Raw genomic sequence first — 22,788 nt, 5'->3', positions numbered from 1 at the left:
GGCTCGCGGGCGGAGCCGACGCCCCGGGCCTGAGTACGTCGGCTCTGCGCGGGTGGCATGCGCTCACCGTAAACTGCCCGCACGGCTCCGGAGGGGGCCACGACGCCGAGTCAGGGAGGGCCGCGTTCGCATGTCCAGTCGCCCGTCCAGCCGGATCGTCGGGGTCAGCGCGCACGTTGCCGAGCACGTCCTCACCATCGAGGAGGTCGAGGCCCGCGTCGTCGGCGCGAGCGACGGGTTCGTGCCTCCGACCGGGGTCCTCGGACGCCTCACCGGAGTGCGGCGCATCCACCACGCCGGTCCCGACACGCAGGCGTCCGACCTGGCCGCACAGGCGGCGCGCACGTCGCTGGCGTCGCTGGGCCTCGCCGTCGCCGACGTCGACCTCCTCGTCTTCGCCTCGGCGTCGCAGGACCTCGTCGAGCCCGCCACCGCGCACATCGTGGCCGACCTGCTCGGTGCCCGGTGCCCCGTCATGGACGTCAAGAACGCGTGCAACTCCTGGCTGAACGGCGTCCAGGTCGCCGAGGCCCTCATCGCCATGGGGCAGTACGAACGCGTCCTCGTCGTCACCGGTGAGATGCCGTCGCGCGCCGCGCGCTGGAGCGTGCGCGACGCCCGGCAGTTCGTCGAGTCGGTGCCCGGCTACACGATGAGTGACGCGGGGGCCGCAGCGCTCGTCGAGCGAGCCTCTCCCGGCGCGCGCGGAGAGATCCTGCACCGCTGGTTCACTGCGGAGTCGCGGCACTGGTCCGTGGGCCAGCTCCCCGCCGGCGGCACCCGCCATCCCCGCGACGTCGACAAGGGCTACTTCGTCATGGACGGCGCGCGCCTGCGCCAGGCCTTCGACAGCGTCGACGTGGAGGAGATCCACCGAGCCCTCAAGGCCGACGGTCTCGGGGTCGAGGACTTCGCGGCGGTCGCCGTCCACCAGGTCGCGATGCCCTACCTCGACGTCTTCGCCGCACGCCTCGGCCTGCGTCGCGACGTCGTCGTCGAGACGCTGCCCGACCACGGCAACTGCGCCTCCGCCACCCTGCCCCTCCAGTGGCAGCAGATCGAGCGGCTCGATCTGGCCGGCCGGGGTGAGCCCGTCCTGCTCGTGGGCCTGGCCGGAGGCATCAGCGTGGGCACGATGGCGGTGCGGTGGTGAACGCTCCGGCGCCCCTGGGTGCCGGGGGAGTCCGCCTCTGGGTCATCGTGCCGGCCTTCAACGAGCAGGAGGGCATCGGGCGGACCATCGCCGCGATCGCAGCGCAGCGTGACCGCGACTTCACGCTCGTCGTCGTCGACAACGCCAGCACGGACGGGACCGCGGACGAGGTCGAAAGGGTCTGTGCGGCCTACGATCTCGGAGTCTCGATCGTCACCGAGCCGCGCAAGGGCACGGGCGCTGCCTCCGACACGGGTGTACGCCACGCCATCGCGCACGGAGCAACGCACGTGCTGCGCACCGACGCCGACACGTTGCCGGTCCGCGAGTGGACCGCCGTCGGTCGGCGTGCCTTCGCCGGCGGCGCCGACCTCGTGACCGGGCCGATGCGGGCACGCACCGACGAGGTGCGCCTGCAGCCGTGGGAGCGGGTCGTGCTGCCCGGGGTCATCGGCCTGTGCCAGACGTTCGGCCGCTTCCGTCCGAGCAACAGGTCTCCCGAGCTGCACGGTCCCTACCGGATGAGCCCCGGTTGCAACATCGGCATCAGCGCCGCGGCCTACGAGGCGAGCGGTGGCTTCCCGCGCACCGCCATCGAGGAGGTCCACGAGGACCGGGAGCTCGTCAACCGGGTGCGCCGGGTCAGCTCCCGGATCGAGTACCACCGTGGCCTCGTCGTGCACGCGTCGGTGCGACGCCTCCGGGCCTACGGCCTGCGCAACACCCTCCGGTGGTACCTCGACCACGGCCACCGCCCCGACGTCGTCGACGTCCGAGGCGTCGCGTGAGGGCGCTCGCGCGCACCGACCCGGGGAGCCGCTGGGAGTCACGGCTGATCCGCTCGGCACACCCCGTCGTGGCCCGCGTCGTCGACGCGGCCGTGTCGCGACGCGGAGTCGTACGCGTGCCCGGCGTCGGCGTGCTCGTGGCAGACCCGCGGTCGGCACGACGGGTGCTCACCGACACCGAGGCCTTCGCCAAGAACGGCCCGGGGTCGTCCGGAGCACTCTGGACCCCGGTGCTCGGCGACCGGGTGCTGCTCAACATGGAGGGCGACGACCACCGCGGCCTGAGGCACACCCTCGCCGACCTCTTCTCGCCCCGGGTCGTGCGCGAGGTCTGCGACGCGGCGGCCCATCCCATCGTCGCGGGGGCCGCGGCGCGGCTGCGGGAGGGGGAGGAGGTCGACGTCGTCCGGCTCGCCCGTGAGGTGTCCGCTGCCGTGATCGGGGCGGTCGTCGGGCTCGACCCCGAGACCCCGCCGTCGGTGCTCCTCGAGGCCAGCGACGCCATCGAGTCGATGGTCACGTGGCGCACCCGCACCTTCGACGACGCTGCGGCACAGCGGGCGCGCGCGGCGCTCGCCGTGGTGCAGGACGCCGCCGAGTCCGCCCATGCTGCGGGCTCGTCGGACACGGTCATGGGTCGGCTGGCGCAGCAGGACGCATCGCTCGACGACGCGCGGTCCCTGGCCGCCGCGCTCTTCCTCACCGGCACGGGCACGGTCAGCAGTGCGTTGCCGCGGATCGTCGGCCAGCTGGCCGATGCGGGCCTGCTCGAGCCGCACGCGGCGAAGGGGTGCCGGCTCGACGACGTGGTCGCCGAGGGTCTGCGCATGACGACGCCGAGCCTCGCGACCGTGCGACGGGTCGTTCGCCCGACCGAGATCGACGGGGTCCGGCTTCGCGCCGACGAGCGCGTCGTCGTGCTCCTGTGGTGGGCGACGCGACGCGACGGGGGCTTCGAGCCGGGACGACCCGCCACGGGCGACCTGCGCCACCTGTGGTTCGGAGCCGGCTCGCACTTCTGCCTCGGCGCCCCCCTCGCGCTCGCCGAGCTGCAGGCCATGACCGGCATGCTCCTGGAGGTCGCGGGAGAGCGCGGGCTCGTCGTGACGTCGCGTCGGGCCGCCCGACGCGTTCTCGTGCCGAGATACGCCGAGCTCACGGTCCGCTGCCCGGACGCCAACCGTGCGAGGGCGAGGGCGAGGGCGAGGGCGAGGGGGAGCTCGGGGGCGGGCGCGACCGGCGCCAGGAGCGCGGGCCGAGCGGCATGACCGGCGGGGCCGACCTCGTCACGGCGCTCCTCGCCCGGGCGGCCACCGAGCCGCACCGGGTGGCGATCCGGGACCACCGGGCCCGGTCAGTCACCTACGGCGAGCTCGGCAGCGACGTCCGTGCCGTGGCGGCCCACCTCACCGCCCACGGGGTCGTCCCGGGTGACGGGGTGCTGCTCGCCGTCCGGCCCTCGCCGCGCGCCGTGGCGGCTGCGCTCGGTGTCGTGCTGGCCGGGGGTGTCGTCGTCGTGGCCGACCCCGGCGCGGGGCAGGCGCTGCTCGACGTGCGGCGTCGCGTCGTGCCCGTGCACGCGGCGGTCGCGGACACCCTCGTGCACGCCGCCGGTCAGCGGCCGCTCTCGTCACTGCTCGCGCGGCTGCCGGCCACCTCGGGCCTGCAGCTGCCCGACCTGTCGGCGGCCGGGCTCGTCCACGTCGTCACCGGTCCACGGCTCCCCGGGGTGCCGCGCACCGCGACCCGGTGGGAACGCCTGCCGGCGCCGCTGTCGGCGCCCGTCGTCGGGGATCCCTCGCGCGACGCACTCGTCGTCTTCACGTCGGGCTCGACCGCCGCGCCCCGGGCGGTCGTGCACACCCTCGCGTCGCTCTCGGCGGGGGTCGGCGCCGCCGTCTCGGCACTCGGCCTCGACACCGACGACACCATGCACACCGACCAGCTGATGATCGGCCTGCCGACCCTCGTGGCCGGCGCGGTCTGGTCGCTGCCGCCGGTCACGGCGTCACCGGACGCGTGGCTGCGTCAGGCGGCACGCGAGTCAGCGACCCACGCGTACGCCGTCCCGGCCAAGGTGCTCGCAGCGGCCACCCGAGGACTGCCACCGACCGTGCGGCACGTCGCCATGGGCGGGGCTCCCGTGCTGCCGGCCACGGTGCGACGTCTCGAGTTGCTGGCCCCCGGCGTGGACGTGCGCGCCGTTTACGGACTCACCGAAGCGCTGCCGGTCGCCGTCGCCACCGGGGCCGACGTGCTGGCGTCACCCTCCGGGCGCACGAGCCTCGGGCGGCCACTACCCGGCGTCGCGGTGCGCATCGACGAGCCGGGGCCCGACGGGGTGGGCGAGGTCGTCGTGCGGGCGGCGCAGGCGCGGCACCGTCTCGCGGGGGAGCCGCCGAGTCAGGAGGTGCGTACCGGCGACCTCGGCGAGCTGGCCGCCGACGGTACGCTCCTGCTCGCCGGTCGAGCCAAGAACATGATCATCCGCGGACAGGCCAACATCTACCCGGAGCTCGTCGAGCCGCTCCTCCTCGACCGGCTCGGCGACGTCGTCCGGGACTGCGCCCTCGTCGGGCTGCCCGACGCGGTCACGGGCGACGAGCACGTCATCCTCGCCGTCGTCCCGGTCGGCGAGCTCGGCAGGGCCCGCCCGGCGACGGCGTCACGGGTGAGCCGTCTCGTCCACGGCGCATGGGCGGCGCTCGCCGACGAGACCTGGCGACCCGACGAGGTCGTCCTCGTCGACGCGCTGCCGCGGCGGGGCCGCTCCGGCGTGGTCGACCTCGATGCGCTGCGGGCCGTCGTCTCGCACGACCGGTCGGGGGCGGTCTGATGAGGGTCGCCGTGACCGGAGCCAGCGGCTTCGTCGGCGCCGCCGTCGTCGACCGGCTGCTCGAGCGTGGCCACGAGGTGCTCGCCCTGTCCCGGCGACCGGTTCGGGCGCGCCCCGGGCTCGTGCACCGTCCGTGGGACCTCACGACCGGTGTCCTGCCCGACCCGTCGCCCGTCGACGTCGTCGTCCATGCCGCCGCGCACGTCGACGAGTGGGCACCCCGGGCCGTCCACGACGCCGTCACCGTGGGCGGCACGCGGGCGGTCCTCGCGACGTGGCCGCGGGCCCGGGTCGTCCTCGTCTCGTCGTGCAGCGTCTATCCCCTTCGGCCCCCCGCCGGCTCCGGGCACGTCTTCACCGAGGACGTGCCGGTGACGACGCACCACCTGTCCTCCTACTCGCGCGCCAAGGCCGACCAGGAGCGGCTCGTCCTCGGGCGCGCGGGCAGCGTCGTGCTGCGACCCCACGCCGTCCACGGTCCCGGCGACCCGACCCTGCTCCCGCGGCTCGAGCGCGCCCGACGCCGCGGCCGGCTGCTGTGCCCCGGCAGCGCTGACACGCTCGTCCACCTCACGGACGTGCGTCTGGTGGCAGATGCCGCCGTCGCCGCCAGCGAATCCGCTTGCGGCACATCGGTGCTCAACGTCGCCGATGATCACGCTCTGCCGCTCGCCGTGGTCGCGGCCGGTGTCGCCAAGGCCAACGGATGGCCCGAGCGCCCACTTCTCACCGGAGCGGGCGTCGCCTGGGCCGCGGCGCTGGCCCTGGAGGCCACCGCCCGGCTGACCCGGGCGTCCACGCCTCCGCTGCTCACGGCATACGCCGTCTCGCACCTCGCGGTCACCCGCGTCTTCGACACGACCAGGCTGCGCGAGCAGCTCGGCGTCCTGCCCGCTGCGACAGACCTGTCCCGATGGCGCCACGAGCGCACGGGCCACGGGGACGGCGACTCATACGACTGACACCCCGGCGACACAGCGCACGCACAGGGTCCGCCACAAATGTGTGTGACATGACCTCACTCGCCCTCCCCGAGAGCCGCGACCTCTCGGTGCCGGCCGCGTCACGACGCCAGGCCCTTGCCCCGACGCCCCGCTGGTGGCGCGACGCCTCCGCCGTCTTCGCCTGGGGGGTCACGCTCTTCGTCGTGGCCCTCTGGGTCGCGGGCGGAGGGCTGATCGCTTTCGGCTCGCTCGGTGAGAGCCTCACCAACATCGGCCGCCTCGCCGGGCTCATCGCCTCGGTGCTGATGCTCCTGCAGGTGCTGCTCATGGCGCGCATCCCGCTCGTCGAGCAGGCCTGGGGACAGGACGAGCTCGCCCGCGTGCACCGGCTCGTCGGCTTCACCTCGTTCAACCTCATGATCGCCCACATCGCCCTCGTCACCGTCGGCTACAGCGCCGGCACCGACCTCGGCGTCGTCGCCACCTTCGTCGACCAGGTCCTGCACTCCCCGGGCATGCTGCTCGCCCTCGCCGGCACGATCGCGCTCGTCATGGTCGTCGTGACCTCCGTGAAGAAGGCTCGGGCCAGGCTGCGCTACGAGTCGTGGCACCTGCTGCACCTCTACGCCTACCTCGGGGCCGGCCTCGCACTGCCGCACCAGCTCTGGACGGGGGCGGACTTCAACGCGAACGTCACCGCGACGGTGTTCTGGTGGGGTCTGTACGCCTTCGCACTGGTCGCCGTCCTCGTCTACCGGGTGGGGCTGCCGCTCATCCGCTCGCGCCGCCACCGTCTGGTCGTCTCCGCGGTCGTCGCCGAGTCCCCGACCGTGACCTCGGTCGTCATGACGGGCCGCCGCCTCGACCGTCTGCCCGTCCGTGCCGGCCAGTTCTTCCAGTGGCGCTTCCTCGACGGCGCGGGCTGGACCCGAGGCAACCCCTACTCGCTGTCCGCCGCGCCCGACGGCCGCTCGCTCCGGATCACGGCCGAGGCCGTCGGTGGCTCGAGCGCACGCCTCGCGACCCTCCGCCCGGGCACCAAGGTCCTCGTCGAGGGTCCGTACGGCCGCCTGCACGTCGGGGTCCGCACGAGCGAGAAGGCCGTGCTCATCGGAGCCGGCATCGGCATCACGCCGCTGCGCGCCATCCTCGAGGAGCTGCCCGCGTCGCCGGACGGTGTCGTCGTCATCTATCGCGTCGGAAGCCAGTCCGACATCGTCCTCGGCGACGAGCTGCTCGACCTCGCCCGCGCCAAGGGCGGCCGCGTCGTCGCCGTCGTGGGCCACCGCAACCGCGAGCGCGACAGCTGGCTCCCCGTCGACTCACGTCACCTGAGCGACGTCGAGGCCCTGACCCGGATCGTCCCCGACATCGCCGAACGCGACGTCTACGTGTGCGGCAACCCCGCCTGGATGGACACGGTCATCACCGCCGCCCACGAGGCCGGCGTACCCCAGGACGCCGTCCACCACGAGCGCTTCGCCTACTGAGACCTCGCAGCCATCGCGCCCGACTCCGTGACCTGCACCGACCCGAACCGAACCGAATCGAGCCCCCCAATGCGTCGCATCGTCCTCTGGGCCATGAGCACCCTGACCGTGCTCGTCCTCCTCTTCAGCTACAGCACGTCCCGCAGCTCGTCCGCCGTCGTGGCCGCCGAGACCCGGCCGGTGACGGCGAGCAGCAAGACGTCCGACAGCACCGGCTCCACGTCCGGGTCGTCGTCCGCGCCCTCGACCGACTCCTCCGGCCAGGAGCCGGCCGACGACACCGCCACCGACGACACGACCACCTCGGGCACGACCTCGTCCGGCTCGGGCTCGAGCTCGTCGGGCTCGTCCTCGGGCTCGTCCTCGGGCTCGTCCGGCTCGACGGGCACCTCGTCCGCGGCCAAGACGTATGCCGGTGACGCCGTCATGACCCGCTACGGCAACGTCCAGGTCCAGATCACCGTCAAGAGCGGCAAGATCACGGCCGCCGAGGTGCTCCAGGTCCCCTGGAACGACCGGCACGACCAGATGATCAACTCGGCCGCCGTCCCGGTCTACAACCAGGAGGCCGTCAGCGCCCAGTCGGCGCAGATCGACGTCGTGTCCGGTGCCACGTACACGTGGGACGGCTACACGCAGTCCCTGCAGTCCGCCATCGACCAGGCCAATCTCTGAGGCACTCTTGAGACAGGCGACCAAGGAGCGAACCATGAGCCGACCCGTCACCCGACCGCGCCAGCCCGGCGTCCCCGACCCCGCCCCGGCCCCGGCACGGCGCGCGTGGGTCGAGCAGATCATGGGCATGCCGATCTCCATCCACCTGCGGGGCGCCGACGTCGACGGTCTCGCCGCCCACGAGGCGGTGGCGTCGGCCTTCCGGATCCTGCTTGAGATGGACTCGATCTTCTCGACCTACCGCGAGGACTCCGACCTCATGCGACTGCGCCGCGAGGAGGTCCAGGTCTCGCAGTGCAGTCCCCTCGTGGAGGAGGCGCTGCGAATCGGGCAGGAGGCCGAGGTGCTCACCCGGGGGGCCTTCACGACCCTGCTGCCCACGGGCGACGGTGACCTCGCGTTCGACCCGACCGGCCTCGTCAAGGGGTGGGCCGTCGACCGTGCGTCCGTGCCCCTGTCCGGCCTGGAACGGATCTCCTTCTGCATCAACGCCGGTGGCGACATCCTGATCGGCGCCCACGCCGACATGCCCGCCGACGGACCCGAGTCCATCGCCTGGCGGATCGGCGTGGAGGACCCTCTCGACCGGCAGCGGATCGCGAACACGCTGACGCTGACGCGCGGGGCCGTGGCGACCTCGGGGACCGCCGCCCGGGGTGCCCACCTCTACGACCCGGCGTCCGGTGAGCTCGTCGGACGTCCCGGATCGGTGACGGTGACCGGACCGACCCTGCTCTGGGCCGACATCTGGGCCACGGCACTCTTCGTCGGCTCGGAGCGCACGAGCGAGGCCTTCGCCGCGAACGCGACGGACTACCTCTCGACGGCCCTCTGACCCGACCTGGCGCGCCCGGGCGCCGGCCGCTCGGCCGCCCGGCGGGATGCTCCGCAAGGACAAAAGGCGCGCGGCTGCCCGAACCGGGAAGGCCTTGAGGCTTTCTTGCGGAAACCATGCGTGCCCCGGGGTTCGCACCTTGCAGTTGGCGCGGAAGAGTCGTCTTCATCAGCAGCAACGGTCGGGGGACCGGCTCGCTGACTCAGAGACCTTCGGGCGAGTGCCCGCCGATCCGGGGAGGAGAGCGCCATGACCATCAGCACCGACACTGACCCTGCAGTGACGGTGCGCGGTCGCGGCGCCCTCCCCGGTCGGCGGGCCCACTCGGAGCTTTCGGTGGGGGGAGTGGACCGGAGCGGGACGGGCCAGCCGGTGGGAGGCCGGCCCGTCCCGACCCGGGACATCGCCCGACGTCCGCGGCGCCCCGGGACGGCTCTGGCCCGGGACGCCTTCGGCGCCGGCCGTGGCCGCTGAGCAGGTCGTGAGCCCGGCCTGTCCCGGACTCACGGTCGACGAGCTCGACCCGAGGGCCCTGACCCGTCTCGCATCGGAGCTCGAGAGCGACGACCTCGCCCGCTCCATCGCCCAGACCTACCTGCGGATGCTCGATGCCCGGCTGGCCCGCGCCGCGTCCGCGCTCGACCGCCGCGACGAGGTCGCGGCGATGGACGTCCTGCTCAGCCTGCGCGTCTCGTCGGCCACCGTCGGACTCGTCCGGCTCGAGTCGGCCGTGCTCTGCGTCATCGACGCGGTCAGTCGCGGTGAGACCGAGCTGGCCCGCGAACGCGGGACGTCGATGCTCGGCGTGGCCCCGGGTGCGCGCGTCGCGCTGCGGTCGCACCTCGACCGCTCGGCACCGCCCGTCGTCGCCTGACCTCCGAACGCGTCGACACGTGCGGGCGGCCCAGCGGCCCCAGCCACAGCGCCGTCGGCGTCAGAACGCGTCGGGCTCCTCCATGCGGTAGCCGACGCCCCGCACGGTCCGGATCGGGGCACGCGTGCCGTCGGGGCCCAGACGGCTCAGCTTGCGGCGGAGGTTGCCCACGTGCACCTCGACGAGGTGCTCCTCGGACCAACCGGGGCCCCACAGGCTGTCGAGGAGGACGGCGCGCGACCACACGCGGCGCGGTGCGCTGATCAGGGTCGAGAGCAGGTCGAACTCGGTGCGGGTCAGGTCGACCTCGTGGTCGTCGACCGTGGCGACGCGGCCTTCCGGGTCGACGGCGATGCGGCCGTGACGCACGAGCTCGGGTGCCGGCTCGTCCGGTGTCGCGCCGTCGGCGGGCGGCCCGCCCGCCGAGACGGCCGAGACGGTGCCGGCCGGACCCGTCGCGTCGTCGGAGCCGTTGGGTCCGCCGGTGCGCGGCCGCCGGAACATCGCGTTGACGCGGGCCTGCAGCTCGCGAGGGCTGAACGGCTTGGTGAGGTAGTCGTCGGCGCCGATCTCGAGGCCCATGAGGCGGTCGATCTCGTCGGTGCGCGCGCTGATCATGACGACGTAGGCCTGGCTCACGTCGCGCACCCGGCGGCACACCTCGATCCCGTCGAGGTCGGGTAGGCCCAGGTCGAGGGTGACGAGGTCGGGGTCGGTCGCGACGACGAGCTCGAGGCCCGCCTGTCCCGAGGACGCCGCCGAGACCTCGAAGCCCTGCATGGTCAGGCTGTGCGTGATGAGCTCACGGATGTCGTCGTCGTCCTCGACGACGACCGCGGTGCGCGCTGAGCCCATCATGCGGTGATTGTTGCAGAATGCGGGGGTTTGGCCCGCCAGATGCGAATGTCGGGCGGTTCGTCGCCTCAGCCGACCACTCCACCGAGCCCCTCGCCAGCCACCGCACCGAGCTGCGCAGCCAGCTGCTCGGGGTCGGTCGTCGGCAGCTCGCAGACCATCCCGCGGCAGACGTAGGCCGCAGCGCGTCCGCCGACGAGCGGGCGGTCGGCCAGCAGCGGGACGCCGGGCGCGTCCGGCTCGCCGCGCACGACGACGAGTCCGGGGCTCGGGGACCGGCGCGCCACCACCTCGAGCGCGTCGGCGTCGCGACCGGACCCGACGACGGCGACCTGCAGCGGTCCGCTGACGAGGGACTCGGCGACCGCGAGCGACCACCCGCCGAACCGCGGCTCGCGGACGGCGAGCCCCATCCCCGCAGCGGTGGAGGTGGCGCCCGCCGCGAGAGCGGCCGGGTCACCGGTCACCGCGCCGAGGGTGACGAGCGCTCCCGCCAGAGCGGACTGCCCCGCCGGCTCGGCGTTGTCCGCGGCGCTGCGAGGGCGCAGGTAGAGCGGCTCGGCGTCCGAGGCGGTGTCGTGGAACCCGCCGTCGTCGGCCGCGAAGTCGCTCGCGGCGTCCAGGACCTGTCGGGCGGCCTCCAGCCAGCGTGGCTCACCCGACACCTGGTGCAGCACGAGCAGGCCGTCCGCGAGGTTGCCGTGGTCGTCCGCGACGGCACGAGCCGTCCCGACCGTGCCGACTCGTGACGCACGCCGCAGCTCCCCGTCGACGACGTGGACGTCGAGGACGTGCGCGGCGCACCGGGTCGCGGCGGCCACCCAGTCCGGCCGCTCGAGCGCGGCGCCGGCATCCGCGAGCGCGGCGATCGCGAGCCCGTTCCACGACGTCACGACCTTGTCGTCACGACCGGGCTGAGGTCGCCCGGCGCGGGCTGCCAGCAGTCGTGCTCTCACGTCGTCGAACCAGTCGCGGTCACCCGGCTCTGACGGCAGCTGCAACGTCGAGGCGCCGTGCTCGAACGTGCCCTCGGTCGTCACGCCGAGCAGCTCGGCCGCGACGGGGCCGTCGTCGTCCCCGAGGACCTCTCGCAGCTGCTCCGGTGTCCACGCGTACGTCAGCCCCTCGACGCCGGCAGCGTCGGCGTCGAGCGACGACGCGAGGCCTCCCGTCTCGGTGCCGAGGTCGCGCACGACGAAGTCGGCCGTCTCACGGACGATGCGCTCTGCCAGCGGGTCGCGGGTCACCTTCCACCACGTCGTGTAGGCGCGCAGCAGCAGGGCGTTGTCGTAGAGCATCTTCTCGAAGTGCGGCACGACCCAGCCGGCGTCGACGGCGTAGCGCGCGAAGCCACCGGCGAGCTGGTCGTAGAGGCCGCTGCGCGCCATCGCCTCGAGCGTGCGGGACGCCATCGCGAGGGCGTCCCGGTCCCCGGTCCGGGCGTGGTGGCGCAGCAGGAACTCGAGCACCATCGACGGCGGGAACTTCGGTGCGCCGCCGAAACCGCCTGCCACGTGGTCGAACTGGCGGGCCAGCAGCCCGACCGCGGACGACAGCGCTGCCGGCTCGACGGCATACGGCGTCGGCGGCTGGAGGGCCTCGGCGAGGCTGGTGGCGATGTGCGAGCCCGACGCGCGCACCTCGTCCTCGCGGGTGCGCCAGGCCTCGTCGAGGGCCGCCAGGACGCGGAGGAAGTGGTCGCGCGGGAAGTAGGTGCCGCAGAAGAACGGCTCGCCCTCGGGGGTGAGGAAGACCGTCATCGGCCAGCCGCCGTGGCCGGTCGTCGCCGTGACCGCCGACATGTAGACGGCGTCGATGTCGGGTCGCTCCTCGCGGTCGACCTTGACCGGGACGAAGCGGGCGTTGAGCGCGGCGGCGACGGCCTCGTCCTCGAACGACTCGTGGGCCATGACGTGGCACCAGTGGCAGGCCGCGTAGCCGACCGACAGGAGCACCGGGACGTTGCGCTCGCGCGCCTCGGCGAACGCGGCCTCGCCCCACTCCTGCCAGTGCACCGGGTTGTCGCGGTGCTGGAGCAGGTAGGGGCTCGTCGCTCGGTCGAGGCGGTTGGGCATGGCTCCACTCTCGCGCACGCCGGGCGCCGGCCGGGGACTGGTGCGTCACACACCCCGTCCACGCATACCCCCCGGGGTTAGTGTCGAGATATGGCCAGAGGCTGGAGCATCCGTCGCTCGTGCACGGGCGGGGCTGCGTTCGCAGCTGCCGCCCTGGTGCTCGCGGGCTGTTCGGCAGCGCCCGCGGCGACGGCCCCGATGGGTGGCGCCATGGGTGGCGTGCGCGCCGGGTCGAGCAGCGGCGTCCCGATGGCGGCGCCGCTGGCGTGTGCGGCCCCGACCGACCTTCCCGGGTCGCGGGTGACCGTCAGCCTCGTCGACATGGGCATGTCGCGGATGATGGGCGGCGTCGCCCCGACGGGGGCCCGGATGCTGCTCGTCGCGCGGCCCGCGACCGTCCACTCCGGACCGGTGAGCGTCGTCGTGGAGAACTCCGGGTGGCGCACCCACGAGCTCGTCGTCCTGCCGCTCGTCGCCGACGCCGTCGCCGGACAGCGCGTGCCGGGCCGGGACGGCACGGTCGACGAGTCGGGCAGCCTCGGGGAGGCTTCGGCGTCCTGCGCCGCGGGCCACGGTGACGGCATCGTCTCCGGCGCCGTCGGCTGGGTGACGGTGACCCTGGCGCCGGGCCACTACGAGCTCGTCTGCAACCTCGAGAACCACTACGCCGACGGGATGCGCCAGGGGCTCGTCGTCACCGGCTGAGGCCGGGGGCGACCGGCCGGGCCGTCAGGCGGCGACGGCCTCGCGCGGCGCGACGAGGCGCTCCCAGCGGATCCGACGCGCACGCCACGTGAAGATGGCGAGCTTGGCCAGCTCCTCGAGGATGCGGGCCACGAAGATGCCGACGTAGCCGAGCGGCGTGTGCAGGCCGAGGAGGACGGCGAGCGGCAGCCCGATCAGGAAGGCACCGGCGACGTCGCCCATGATGACCCCGCGCACGTCGTTGGCGCTGGGCAGCACGCCCGCCCCGACGATCATGTTGCGCACCTTGACCACCTGGAACGCCGCGTTGATGAGGATGCCGACGCCGGCCATGGTGCGCACGTCTCGACCGGCCTCCCCGAAGAGGACGTCGAGCAGCAGCACCGAGGCGGCGAAGAGGACCCCGAAGACGGCGGCGGTCCCGACGCCCGCGCGGGTCAGCCGCCGCACCCAGGCCATCGCGTCGTGGACGTCCCCGCGACCGACGGAGCGGCCCACGAGGGTGGTCGTGGCGCTCATCAGCCCGATGCTGCCGACGACGAAGACGCCCTCCAGCGTCGTGACGATCTGCGCGGCGGCCAGCGCCTCGTCGCCGAGCTGCTGGAACACGACGTTGTAGAGGAAGGTCCCGACGGTCCAGAAGAGCTCGGTGACGCCGAGGGGGAGCGCGAGGACGAAGAGGGGCACGATGACGGCACGCCACTGCCGGACGCTGTCGGGCAGGCTCCAGCCGACGACGGCGCGCCGGCCGTAGGCCATCCACAGCAGGATGAGCGCCTTGACGACGGCGGTCACGAGCGTGGCCCAGCCGGCGCCGGCGACGCCGAGCGAGGGCAGCGGGCCGAGCCCGACGACGAGGGAGTACGCGATTGCCGAGTTCGCGACGACGGTGACCATCGTCGCGATCATCGGGCTCGTCGGTCGGCCGGCCGAGCGGAGGACACCCGAGAGGATCGCGCTGAGCATGACCGGCAGCGTCGCGAGGACGGTGAGGCGGAAGTAGTCGGTGCCCGCCGCCGCCACCGACGGGGAGGCCCCGACGAGCGACATGAGGTGGTCGGCGAAGAACCACGGCACGAGCGAGACGACGACGCCGAGCCCGACGGCGACGAGAAGCGCCGCCGTGACCGTGTGGTCGAGGGCGTCCCGGCGACCGGCGCCGTGCGCCCGCGCCACGAGGATGCTCACCGACGTGCCGAGACAGCCGAGCGTCACCGCGAGGATGAAGGTGAGGCTGTTGGAGAAGCCCACCGCGGCGATCGCCGTGGCCCCGAGGCTCCCGACGACGATCTGGTTGACGAAGTTGAGCACGAGCATGAGGACGAACTCCATGCTCACCGGCACGGCGATGCGCGCGATCTCGCGAGCAGGGGTCGGCGTGGCCGAGCGCTGGTCGCGGGAGGTGGGCATGGCGAGGCGAGGCATGCGAGTGCCTTTCGACAACGAAGGTGGGGGAGCGCGACAAGGTTAAGGCTTCAAGCACCCCGGAGTCGAAACGATTTGATCGACGACGTCGAGCGCGTGTCGTCGACGGTGCTGAGGCTGTCACGAGCGTGTCGAGTCAGCGCTCGAGAGCCCGCCGGCTCAGTCGTTCATCGCCTTGATGATCGTCACCGCGAGGCTGATCCGGTCGTGTGCCCAGGCGTCGTCGGCGGGGCCCTTCGCCAGCGCCTCGGCGGCGTCGAGGGCGTTGTCGGCCTCCCGGACGATCGTCCACGCACGGGCCCGCCCCTCGTCGAGGCCGGCGCGCTCGCAGATGATCTCGAGCCGCCGGCGCAGCGACCACCGGACCTCGGACCCGGTCCCGAGCTCGTCGGCCCGGTTCCACAGGGCGGGGGCCACCTCGAACGCCGGGTCGCCGGCCATCGGCTTGGGGTCGATGGCGAGCCACGGGGAGCGGTAGGCGGCGAGCACGTTGGTGTAGTGCAGGTCGGTGTGCAGCAGCCGGTCCTCGGCGGGGGCCCGCTCGACGAGCTCGCGGGCCAGCGTCGACGCCTGGTCGAGGTAGCGCCGCGGCAGCACCGCGGGTGCGGCCGCCAGCTCCTCGGCCTGACGGAGGGCGTATGCCGTGAGGCTGGGCACGCGCGGGTGCGGGGGCCGTCGCAGCACCCGGAGCAGGTCGCCGATGACGCCGCACGCCTCGTCGATGTCGACGCGGGTCAGGTCGCGGGTGTGCAGCCGCTCGAGGAGCAGGGCGAAGCGCGCGGGGTCGGCCCGCACGAGGCGCGCCGCACCGTGCCCGTTCCACGTCTGGAGCGCGAGGTGCTCGGTCGCGGCCTCAGGGTGCGGCCAGGTGATCTTGAGGATGCCCTCGCCGCTCACCCCGACGACGTCGCGGCCCGAGCCCAGCAGGCGCACCGGGATGGCCACCGCGCACACGCCGTTGGTGGCTCGCCCGATGGGCTCGAGCTCCCAGTCGGCGAGCAGGTCGGTGATGAGCCCCGGCAGTGCGTCGATCCAGTCCTCGCCGGAGACGTAGCCGTCGGGCTCGTAGCCGCTCACCTCGTGGGCGAACAGGGCGGGGATGAGGTCGTACATCGGGTCGTAGCTCACGCGGTGGCTCCCGGGAAGGCGGTCAGGGGCACGTCCCAGTCGACTGCGAGTGCCTGGAGGTCGGCGCTCCAGCGCGCGACGTCCTCGAGGGAGGCGGCGCTCGGGCTCGGGCCGGCCACCTCGGTGCCCGCGTCCACGGCGGACGACAGGGTCTCGGTCGCGAGGCGTCCGGCCGCCTCGGGTGTCGTGACGGGGTAGGGCAGCGCCCACCCGGCAGGCGTCGTCGAGCTCGCGCCGGACACGGCGATGTCGAGGCGCACCAGGGCGGCGAGCGTGTCCTCGGCCCGCGACCGCTGGTCGCCAGAGCTCTGGGCCGCGACGACCTCGAAGGCGTACACGAGGGGGGAGGTCCGGGAGACGATTTCGGGTCGCACGGGGCTGGGCGGCGACGTGGCGACGTCCCGTCCGAGGAGCACCGCGCCGGCGAGGCGTTGTCCGTAGGCGGCCGCGAGCAGCTCTCGGGTGTCGACGGTCGCCGTCGTGAGCGCGGACCAGTCCTCGGGCCCGAGCGAGTCGAGCAGGGCGGCGAGCTCCCGGCGGGTGCGGACCGGCCGCTGGCTCGTCGGCGGGGCGGCCGAGGGTGTGGGGGTGCCCGTGGAGCCGGTCCGCGACGACGGCGCCGGCCCGGCGGCCACGGCGGCGTCGATCACGGCCGTCGGCACGCCGGCGTTCGTGAGCCGGCCGCGCAGGACGCGCAGCTGCTCCCGGTTGACGGTGCGGAGCCGACGGACCAGGCCGCCACCCTCGTCGCCCGCGAGGACCGACGTCTCGGCCGCCACGATGTGTTCGAGGTCGGCCACGGCCGAGAGCAGGAGGGCCTCGTCCGGGGCCGGACGGCGGGTGGGCACCGGCGGGGGAGGCGGCGGCACGTCGAGGCGGAGGCCGCGGTCGACGAGCAGCGCGAGGGCGGCGGCACCGCCGCCGAGCACGAGAAGGCGGCGCGGGGGACGGCCGAGACCGTCCATCACCCGTGACCCGAGCCCACGGGTGTCGCCGTCCATGCCGAGATCTTCGCACGCGGGCGGCGGTCTGCGACGACCCCCCGGCGCCGATAGAGTGGTGGGCACGCGGTGCCCGTCGCGTCCTTCGGGGCGTCGGCGCCGGACATTCGAGAAGAGCAGGAGGCGTCGACTGATGAGCACGGCCCAGGAGATCAGAGCGACGCTCGAGCCGGTGCTCGCGCCCCTCGGGCTCGTCGTCGAGGACGTCTCCGTGTCTCCCGCCGGCAAGCGGCGGCTGGTTCGCGTGCTCGTCGACGCCGACATCGCCGGTCTCGACGCAGCCGACACGACGAGTGCCGTCCCGCCGCTCTCGCTCGACGCCGTCGCCGAGGCGACTCGTGCCGTGAGCGACGAGCTGGACGCGAGCGACGTGATGGGTCAGGCCCCCTACGTCCTCGAGGTGTCCTCACCCGGGGTCGGCCGGCCGCTCGCCTCCCGCGACCAGCTCCGGCGTCAGGTGGGGCGGCTCGTCGAGGTCGTCCACCAGGACGGCACCGACACCGGGCGGCTCACCGAGGTCGGCACGGACTCGCTCACCCTCGAGGTCCAGGCCACGAAGAAGACTCCGGCGCGCCACATGACCCTCGACCTCGACACCGTCCAGCGCGGCACCGTGCAGGTCGAGTTCACCCGCGCCGAGACCACGAACGACGCCGCCGTCGACGACGCGGGGGACGACGCCTCCGACGACGCGCACGACGACACCCACGACCCGGACGAGACGTCCGCCCTGGAAGGGGACCACTGATGGACATCGACCTCGCAGCCCTGCGCGCCTTGGAACGGGAGCGCGACATCAGCCTCGACGTGCTCATCCCCGCCATCGAGCAGGCGCTCCTCGTCGCCTACCACCGCACCGACGGCAGCCAGCGCATCGCGCGGGTCGAGCTGGACCGCAAGACCGGCCACGTCATCGTCTGGGCCCGTGAGGAGGGTGACCTGCTCCCGGTCACCGAGGAGGGCGAGCGTCCGCAGCGCGGCGAGCCCGGACCCGAGTTCGACGACACCCCGGTCGGCTTCGGCCGCATCGCCGCCTCGACGGCGCGGCAGGTCATCGTCCAGCGCCTGCGCGACCTCGAGGACGAGGCGATCCTCGGCGACTTCAAGGGCCGCGAGGGTGACGTCATCTCCGGCATCATCCAGCAGAGCCAGGACCCCCGGAACGTCCTCGTCGACTTCGGCACGGTCGAGGGCATCCTGCCGCTGGCCGAGCAGGTGCCGGGCGAGCGCTACGTCCACGGCGAGCGCCTGCGCTGCTTCGTCGTCAGCGTCAAGCGTGGGCCCAAGGGCCCCCAGGTGGGCCTGAGCCGCACCCACCCCAACCTCGTGCGCACGCTCTTCAAGTTCGAGGTGCCCGAGATCGCCGACGGCACCGTCGAGATCGCCGCCCTGGCCCGCGAGGCCGGACACCGCACGAAGATCGCGGTCCACAGCCGGGTCGCCGGCGTCAACGCCAAGGGCGCGTGCATCGGCCCGATGGGCGCCCGCGTCCGTGCCGTCATGACCGAGCTGCGCGGCGAGAAGATCGACATCGTCGACTATGCCGACGACCCCGCCACCTTCGTCGCGGCCGCCCTGTCGCCCGCCCGGGTGCAGTCCGTCGAGATCGTCGACGCCGCGGCCCGCGCCGCGCGGGTCGTCGTGCCCGACTACCAGCTGAGCCTCGCGATCGGCAAGGAGGGCCAGAACGCCCGCCTCGCCGCCAAGCTCACCGGATGGCGCATCGACATCCGTCCCGACACCGAGGCCGCCGACGCGGCAGCAGAGCGCGGGACGACCGACGGCTCCTGAGGTCGGCTCGCGCCGACGGGCTCAGGAGTCCTTGAGGACGAGGACCGGCTGGCCGGAGCGGCAGGTCACGAGGAGGCGGTCCTCGCGCGAGTCGCTCTTGAACGTCGCCCGTATGCCGCCGTCCTCGCGCTCCACCTCATAGCGGTAGCCGTTGCTCGGGGTGACCGAGCGCAGCTGCACCTGACCGTCCCCGCAACGGGCCGTCAGGGAGCCGCCCGTCGTCGAGAAGCTTGCGGTGGGACTCGTGGAAGCCCTCCCGTCAGGCTGGGCGGTGGTGCGGGACCCGGCGGGTGCGTCCGAGGTGGACGACGGACCCTCGGGTCCCGGCGCCGCGGCGGAGGTGTCCCCGTCGACGGGTGGACTGTCGGTCCGGCCGGCGACGACCGGGCCGATCGGCGCGACGGTGTCCGCGCTGCGGGTGGACGCCTCGTGGGGTGCCTGGGTCTGGGTGCCTCCCGGCTCCGCAGGCGGGAGCAGGGCGGGGTCCGGCGACGGCCCCGTGGTCGTGGGGCCCGGCACGAGCGTGCCGCCGGCCGTGGACGTGACGGTGGTGCTCGGCAGGGTCGCCGTCGCGGAGGGGAGTGGCTGCTCGAGCTCGCCCGCGACGTCCTGACCCACGCGCGTCACGACGGTCGTCGTCACCGTGGCGGTGACCGCCACGACGGTCAGCCAGCCGAGCGCGAGGCGCAGCGGACCCGCGCGTCCCGACGTCATCGCGGACCCCCGTCCCGCGGGCCCGGCGGATGCGTCACGACCGGGTCTGCGCAGGTCGGCCCGGGCGTACCGTGAGGCGTGTGACCCACGTGCTCGTCATCGAGGACGACCCCGCGATCCGGGGATCGCTCGTACGGGCCCTGACCGGCCGTGGGCACGCCGTGTCGAGCGCCGCCAGCGGGCTCGGCGGGCTCGAGCAGGTGCTCAACGAGCACCCGGACGTCGTCCTGCTCGACCTGGGCCTGCCCGACGTCGACGGCCACACGGTGCTGACCATGCTGCGCTCGGTCACCGCGACCCCGGTCATCGTCGTCACGGCGCGTGACGACGACGGCTCGATCGTCCGCGCCCTCGACTCGGGGGCCGACGACTACGTGCCGAAGCCCTTCACCCTCGACCAGCTCGAGGCCCGGATGCGGGCGGTGCTGCGGCGCAGCGAACCGGCCCACGCCGACGAGCGGATCACCGTCGGTGGTCTCGTCATCGACCCGTCCCGCAGGGGCGTGACCCTCGACGACGTGCCCGTGGACCTCTCGCGACGTGAGTTCGACCTCCTCCTCATGCTCGCCGGTCGCGTCGGTGAGGTCGTGACCAAGCGCGAGATCATCGTGGAGGTGTGGCAGCAGGTCTACGGAGGCGGCGAGCGCACCGTGGACGTGCACCTGTCGTGGCTGCGTCGCAAGCTCGGCGAGTCGGCGGCTCATCCGCGGTACCTCCACAGCGTCCGAGGGGTGGGGGTTCGGCTGGCGGCCCCGGAGGACGTGCCCTGATGCGTCGTCAGATCACGTGGCTCGTGGCCGCGACGACGTCTGCGGTCGTCGTCGCCTTCATCATCCCCCTCTGCCTGCTCGTGTCGAACGTCGCCGAGGACCGTGCCGTGAACCGGGCCCGTCAACAGGCGCACAGCGTCGCCACCGTCGTCGCCAGCGTCGACAGCGAGCAGGTGCTCTCCGAGGCCGTCGGGCTCTTCACGGCGCAGGGCATGGTCGTTGCCGTGCACACGCCGTCCGGCCGGGTCATCGGTCGTGACACGTCGGTGGGAGACGACGACGCCGAGGTCGCCCAGGCGAAGTCGACCCGCACGGCGTTCACCCATCGCACCGACACGGGTCTCGACGTCATCATCCCGGTGCAGACCGAGAGCGGGGTCACGGTCGTCGAGTCCACCGTGAGCAACGACGAGCTGCGTCAGGGGGTCGCGGCCGCCTGGGCCACGATCATCGGTCTCGGGCTGCTCCTCGTCGGGGTGGCGGCCGTGATCGCCCTCCGTCTGGGCCGCCGCGTGAGCGTGCCCGTGACCCGGCTGGCGGCGGTCGCCCACCGCATCCGCGAGGGCGAGCTCGGCACCCGTGCCGTCCCCGAAGGGCCACCCGAGACGGTCGAGCTCGCGGGGGCGCTCAACCAGCTCGCCGACCGCATCGACGTGCTCGTGACGTCCGAGCGTGCGGCCGTCGCCGACCTCGGTCACCGACTGCGCACACCGGTCACCGCCCTGCGGCTCGACAGCGACCTCGTGACGGACCCGGAGGTCTCCAGGCGGCTGCGCCACCATGTCGACGAGCTCCAGCGCAGCGTCGACGCCATCGTCCACGAGGCCCGCCGCCCGTTGCGCCGTGCGATGCCGAGCGGGTGTGACCTCGGGGTCGTCGTCCGCCGACGAGCCGCCTTCTGGGAGCCCCTCGCGCAGGACCAGGAACGGGCCTTCGCCGTGACGGGCCCCGACGGTCCGTGTGCCGTCGACGTCCCGGAGGAGGACGTGAGCGACGTCGTGGACGTGCTGCTCGACAACGTCTTCGCGCACACGCCCGAAGGGGCGGGCGTCGAGGTCGCCGTGCGCGTCGACGAGGGCCGGGCCCACCTCACCGTGGCCGACGGCGGGCCGGGCGCCGCCGAGTCCGCCCTCGACCGGGGCCGCAGCGGCAGTGGGTCGACGGGTCTCGGGCTCGACATCACCCGTCGGGTCGCGGAGGCCGCCGGTGGCTCGGTCGCCCTGGCCCGCTCCGACCTGGGCGGCCTTCTGGTGGAGGTCTCCCTACCCCTGCGACCAGGGAGCGGTACGCGCCCAGGCTGAGAGCGACCCGGGCGGAGTCGCGCGACGAAGGACGAGCACGGATCGTGCGCCGCGTCCGCACACCACGCATACGATGGCAGGGCAGCACGGGTTCGGCCCCTCTTCCAGGCGGGGGAGGATGCCCGATGCGCGGTCTCGCGCCGTGGCGCGGTAGACTTACCTGTGGCCGACCGGACTGGACTCCGTGCTGAGCCGTCCCGCACCTGTGTGGGATGTCGAGGAATGGATAGCTGGTCGGCTCTGCTGCGAGTGGTCGCGGCGACGGACAGAGATGCCGGGGACACCTCCCCGGTCACGCTCCGTCCCGACCCGAGACACCGGATGCCGGGACGTGGTGCATGGCTGCACCCGACGCCCGACTGTTTCGAGCTGGCAGTGCGCCGCAAGGCGTTTGGACGTGCCCTGCGCCTGCAGGTCGCCCTCGACGTCAGCGCGGTGGCACGACATCTCGGAGTCCAGGACGCGCAGCAACGCTCCGGTGCCCCACACGGGTCGCACCGATCAGTCAGAGATCAGTCAACGAACCAAGGCGGGTTGAAAACGCTATGAGCACCCGATGAGTACTCAGCGATGAGCAAGCCCCAGCAATAACCCACGGTTCGGCCACTTCCTGTTCAGGCCGGACCAGGAACAGGAGAGATGTGGCTAAGGTCCGGGTCTACGAGCTCGCAAAGGAGCTCGGAGTCGAGAGCAAGACACTGCTCGCACACTTGAAGAGCCAGGGAGAGTTCGTCCGGTCGGCATCGTCGACCATCGAGCCCCCCGTCGTCCGCAAGATCATCGAGACCTTCCCCCGGGAAGGCTCGTCCAGCGGCGACAAGAAGCCGGCGGCCCCCAAGGCCGCCCCCACGAGCGCGGCCCCCGCCGCGCCCCAGAAGGCTGCTCCGGCGCCGTCGGCCCCCGCGCCGGCCGCTCCCGCAGCCGCAGCACCGGCGGCTCCCGCCCCGGCTGCTCCCGCAGCACCTGCTGCCCGCGAGGCCGCTCCGGCCCCCGCCAAGGCAGCTCCCGCACCCGCCGCCCCGGCACCGAAGGCTCCGGCCCCGGCTGCTCCGGCCCCCGCCGCTCCTGCGGCGTCGGCTCCGGCTCGGGTGCAGTCCAGCCGTGACGGTGGTCAGCAGACCTCCGGCGTCCCGGCCTCCCCGCGTCCGGCGCCCCGTCCGGGTCAGCCGCGTCCGGGCAACAACCCGTTCGCCCCGAGCCAGGGCATGGGCCAGTCCCGCGCCCCGCGTCCCGGTGGCGACACCGCGCCGCGTCCGGGCAACAACCCGTTCAGCCCGAGCCAGGGCATGCCGCGTCCGCAGCAGCGCCAGGGCGGTCAGGGTGGCCAGGGTGGCCAGCGTCCGGGTGCTCCCGGCGGCGCCCCGCGTCCCGGTGCCCCCGCCGCAGGCGGTCGTCCGGGTGCTCCCGGCGGCGCCCCGCGTCCCGGTG

22 protein-coding genes are annotated in these 22,788 nt (G+C 73.7%); 16 read left to right on the top strand and 6 right to left on the bottom strand.

Translation table 11 applies throughout. The features are described 5' to 3' along the window. Positions 1–130 precede the first annotated feature (130 nt). The 9 genes from AC1DW8_RS15820 (at position 131) to AC1DW8_RS15780 (ending at position 9,595) form a co-directional block, all read left to right on the top strand. A complete protein-coding gene (locus tag AC1DW8_RS15820) occupies positions 131–1,153 on the top strand; it encodes a 3-oxoacyl-ACP synthase III family protein (protein WP_478095153.1) in 1,023 nt (340 codons plus the stop codon). Further along, positions 1,147–1,941, top strand: coding sequence for a glycosyltransferase family 2 protein (locus AC1DW8_RS15815; protein ID WP_235509486.1), 795 nt, complete (start codon positions 1,147–1,149; stop codon positions 1,939–1,941). The genes AC1DW8_RS15820 and AC1DW8_RS15815 overlap by 7 nt, the downstream gene beginning before the upstream one ends. Further along, positions 1,938–3,209 carry a cytochrome P450 gene (locus AC1DW8_RS15810; RefSeq protein WP_478095152.1) on the top strand — a complete coding sequence of 424 codons (1,272 nt, stop codon included), beginning with the start codon at positions 1,938–1,940 and terminating at the stop codon, positions 3,207–3,209. The genes AC1DW8_RS15815 and AC1DW8_RS15810 overlap by 4 nt, the downstream gene beginning before the upstream one ends. Next, positions 3,206–4,777, top strand: coding sequence for a class I adenylate-forming enzyme family protein (locus AC1DW8_RS15805; RefSeq protein WP_478095151.1), 1,572 nt, complete (start codon positions 3,206–3,208; stop codon positions 4,775–4,777). Before AC1DW8_RS15810 ends, AC1DW8_RS15805 begins: the two co-directional genes overlap by 4 nt. Before the next feature lie 11 nt (positions 4,778–4,788). Continuing rightward, on the top strand, positions 4,789–5,739 hold the full coding sequence (locus AC1DW8_RS15800; RefSeq protein WP_478095150.1) for an NAD-dependent epimerase/dehydratase family protein: 951 nt from the start codon (positions 4,789–4,791) through the stop codon (positions 5,737–5,739). 50 nt (positions 5,740–5,789) lie between these two features. Continuing rightward, complete coding sequence (locus tag AC1DW8_RS15795) at positions 5,790–7,211, top strand: ferredoxin reductase family protein (protein ID WP_478095149.1); 1,422 nt, start codon at positions 5,790–5,792, stop codon at positions 7,209–7,211. Positions 7,212–7,280: 69 nt separating this feature from the next. Further along, a complete protein-coding gene (locus tag AC1DW8_RS15790; RefSeq protein WP_478095148.1) occupies positions 7,281–7,886 on the top strand; it encodes an FMN-binding protein in 606 nt (201 codons plus the stop codon). A gap of 34 nt (positions 7,887–7,920) precedes the next feature. Then, complete coding sequence (locus AC1DW8_RS15785; protein WP_478095147.1) at positions 7,921–8,721, top strand: FAD:protein FMN transferase; 801 nt, start codon at positions 7,921–7,923, stop codon at positions 8,719–8,721. 463 nt (positions 8,722–9,184) lie between these two features. Continuing rightward, positions 9,185–9,595: a hypothetical protein gene (locus tag AC1DW8_RS15780; protein WP_056769892.1), complete on the top strand. Its 411-nt coding sequence runs from the start codon at positions 9,185–9,187 to the stop codon at positions 9,593–9,595. Positions 9,596–9,655: 60 nt separating this feature from the next. Here AC1DW8_RS15780 and AC1DW8_RS15775 read toward each other — a convergent pair whose 3' ends face one another. Continuing rightward, positions 9,656–10,453, bottom strand: coding sequence for a response regulator transcription factor (locus tag AC1DW8_RS15775; RefSeq protein ID WP_056769890.1), 798 nt, complete (start codon positions 10,451–10,453; stop codon positions 9,656–9,658). 65 nt (positions 10,454–10,518) lie between these two features. Continuing rightward, positions 10,519–12,525 (bottom strand): thioredoxin domain-containing protein, encoded by a 2,007-nt coding sequence (locus AC1DW8_RS15770; protein ID WP_056769887.1) that lies wholly within the window; start codon positions 12,523–12,525, stop codon positions 10,519–10,521. A 90-nt stretch (positions 12,526–12,615) separates the two neighbouring features. On the opposite strand from AC1DW8_RS15770, the gene AC1DW8_RS15765 reads away from it, so the two are divergent. Next, complete coding sequence (locus AC1DW8_RS15765; RefSeq protein WP_478095146.1) at positions 12,616–13,230, top strand: sulfocyanin-like copper-binding protein; 615 nt, start codon at positions 12,616–12,618, stop codon at positions 13,228–13,230. Between the two features lie 24 nt (positions 13,231–13,254). On the opposite strand, the gene AC1DW8_RS15760 is transcribed toward AC1DW8_RS15765, so the two are convergent. The 3 genes from AC1DW8_RS15760 to AC1DW8_RS15750 form a co-directional block, all read right to left on the bottom strand. Then, positions 13,255–14,655, bottom strand: coding sequence for an MATE family efflux transporter (locus tag AC1DW8_RS15760; protein WP_478095145.1), 1,401 nt, complete (start codon positions 14,653–14,655; stop codon positions 13,255–13,257). Positions 14,656–14,814: 159 nt separating this feature from the next. Then, positions 14,815–15,783, bottom strand: a complete 969-nt coding sequence (locus AC1DW8_RS15755; RefSeq protein ID WP_082619314.1) for an aminoglycoside phosphotransferase family protein — start codon at positions 15,781–15,783, stop codon at positions 14,815–14,817. Continuing rightward, entirely contained in the window at positions 15,780–16,784 is a 1,005-nt protein-coding gene (locus tag AC1DW8_RS15750; protein WP_478095144.1) for a hypothetical protein, read from the bottom strand. Before AC1DW8_RS15750 ends, AC1DW8_RS15755 begins: the two co-directional genes overlap by 4 nt. Positions 16,785–16,917: 133 nt before the next feature. Here AC1DW8_RS15750 and AC1DW8_RS15745 point away from each other — a divergent pair, with 133 nt between their 5' ends. Further along, a complete protein-coding gene (locus tag AC1DW8_RS15745; RefSeq protein WP_478095143.1) occupies positions 16,918–17,532 on the top strand; it encodes a ribosome maturation factor RimP in 615 nt (204 codons plus the stop codon). Further along, positions 17,532–18,575, top strand: a complete 1,044-nt coding sequence (nusA, locus tag AC1DW8_RS15740; RefSeq protein WP_056824729.1) for a transcription termination factor NusA — start codon at positions 17,532–17,534, stop codon at positions 18,573–18,575. The genes AC1DW8_RS15745 and nusA overlap by 1 nt, the downstream gene beginning before the upstream one ends. A gap of 21 nt (positions 18,576–18,596) precedes the next feature. Here the strand turns inward: nusA and AC1DW8_RS15735 are convergent, their stop codons facing one another. Then, the gene (locus AC1DW8_RS15735; RefSeq protein WP_478095142.1) at positions 18,597–19,289 is read right to left on the bottom strand and encodes a hypothetical protein; all 693 of its coding nucleotides are present in this window, start codon (positions 19,287–19,289) and stop codon (positions 18,597–18,599) included. Positions 19,290–19,369: 80 nt separating this feature from the next. On the opposite strand from AC1DW8_RS15735, the gene AC1DW8_RS15730 reads away from it, so the two are divergent. The 4 genes from AC1DW8_RS15730 to AC1DW8_RS15715 all read left to right on the top strand — a co-directional run. Beyond that, on the top strand, positions 19,370–20,059 hold the full coding sequence (locus AC1DW8_RS15730) for a response regulator transcription factor (RefSeq protein ID WP_056824735.1): 690 nt from the start codon (positions 19,370–19,372) through the stop codon (positions 20,057–20,059). Next, entirely contained in the window at positions 20,059–21,360 is a 1,302-nt protein-coding gene (locus AC1DW8_RS15725; RefSeq protein WP_478095141.1) for a sensor histidine kinase, read from the top strand. The genes AC1DW8_RS15730 and AC1DW8_RS15725 overlap by 1 nt, the downstream gene beginning before the upstream one ends. 162 nt (positions 21,361–21,522) lie before the next feature. After that, positions 21,523–21,909, top strand: coding sequence for a YlxR family protein (locus tag AC1DW8_RS15720; RefSeq protein ID WP_082619313.1), 387 nt, complete (start codon positions 21,523–21,525; stop codon positions 21,907–21,909). 92 nt (positions 21,910–22,001) lie between these two features. Then, positions 22,002–22,788, top strand: a 787-nt coding sequence (locus AC1DW8_RS15715) for a translation initiation factor IF-2 N-terminal domain-containing protein (RefSeq protein WP_478095140.1), incomplete at its 3' end; no start/stop codon positions are given.

This window comes from Terrabacter sp. P2_E3 (genome assembly GCF_056403915.1).
The sequence above is the reverse complement of the archived record's forward strand: the minus strand, read 5'-3'. Positions and strand labels throughout refer to the sequence as shown.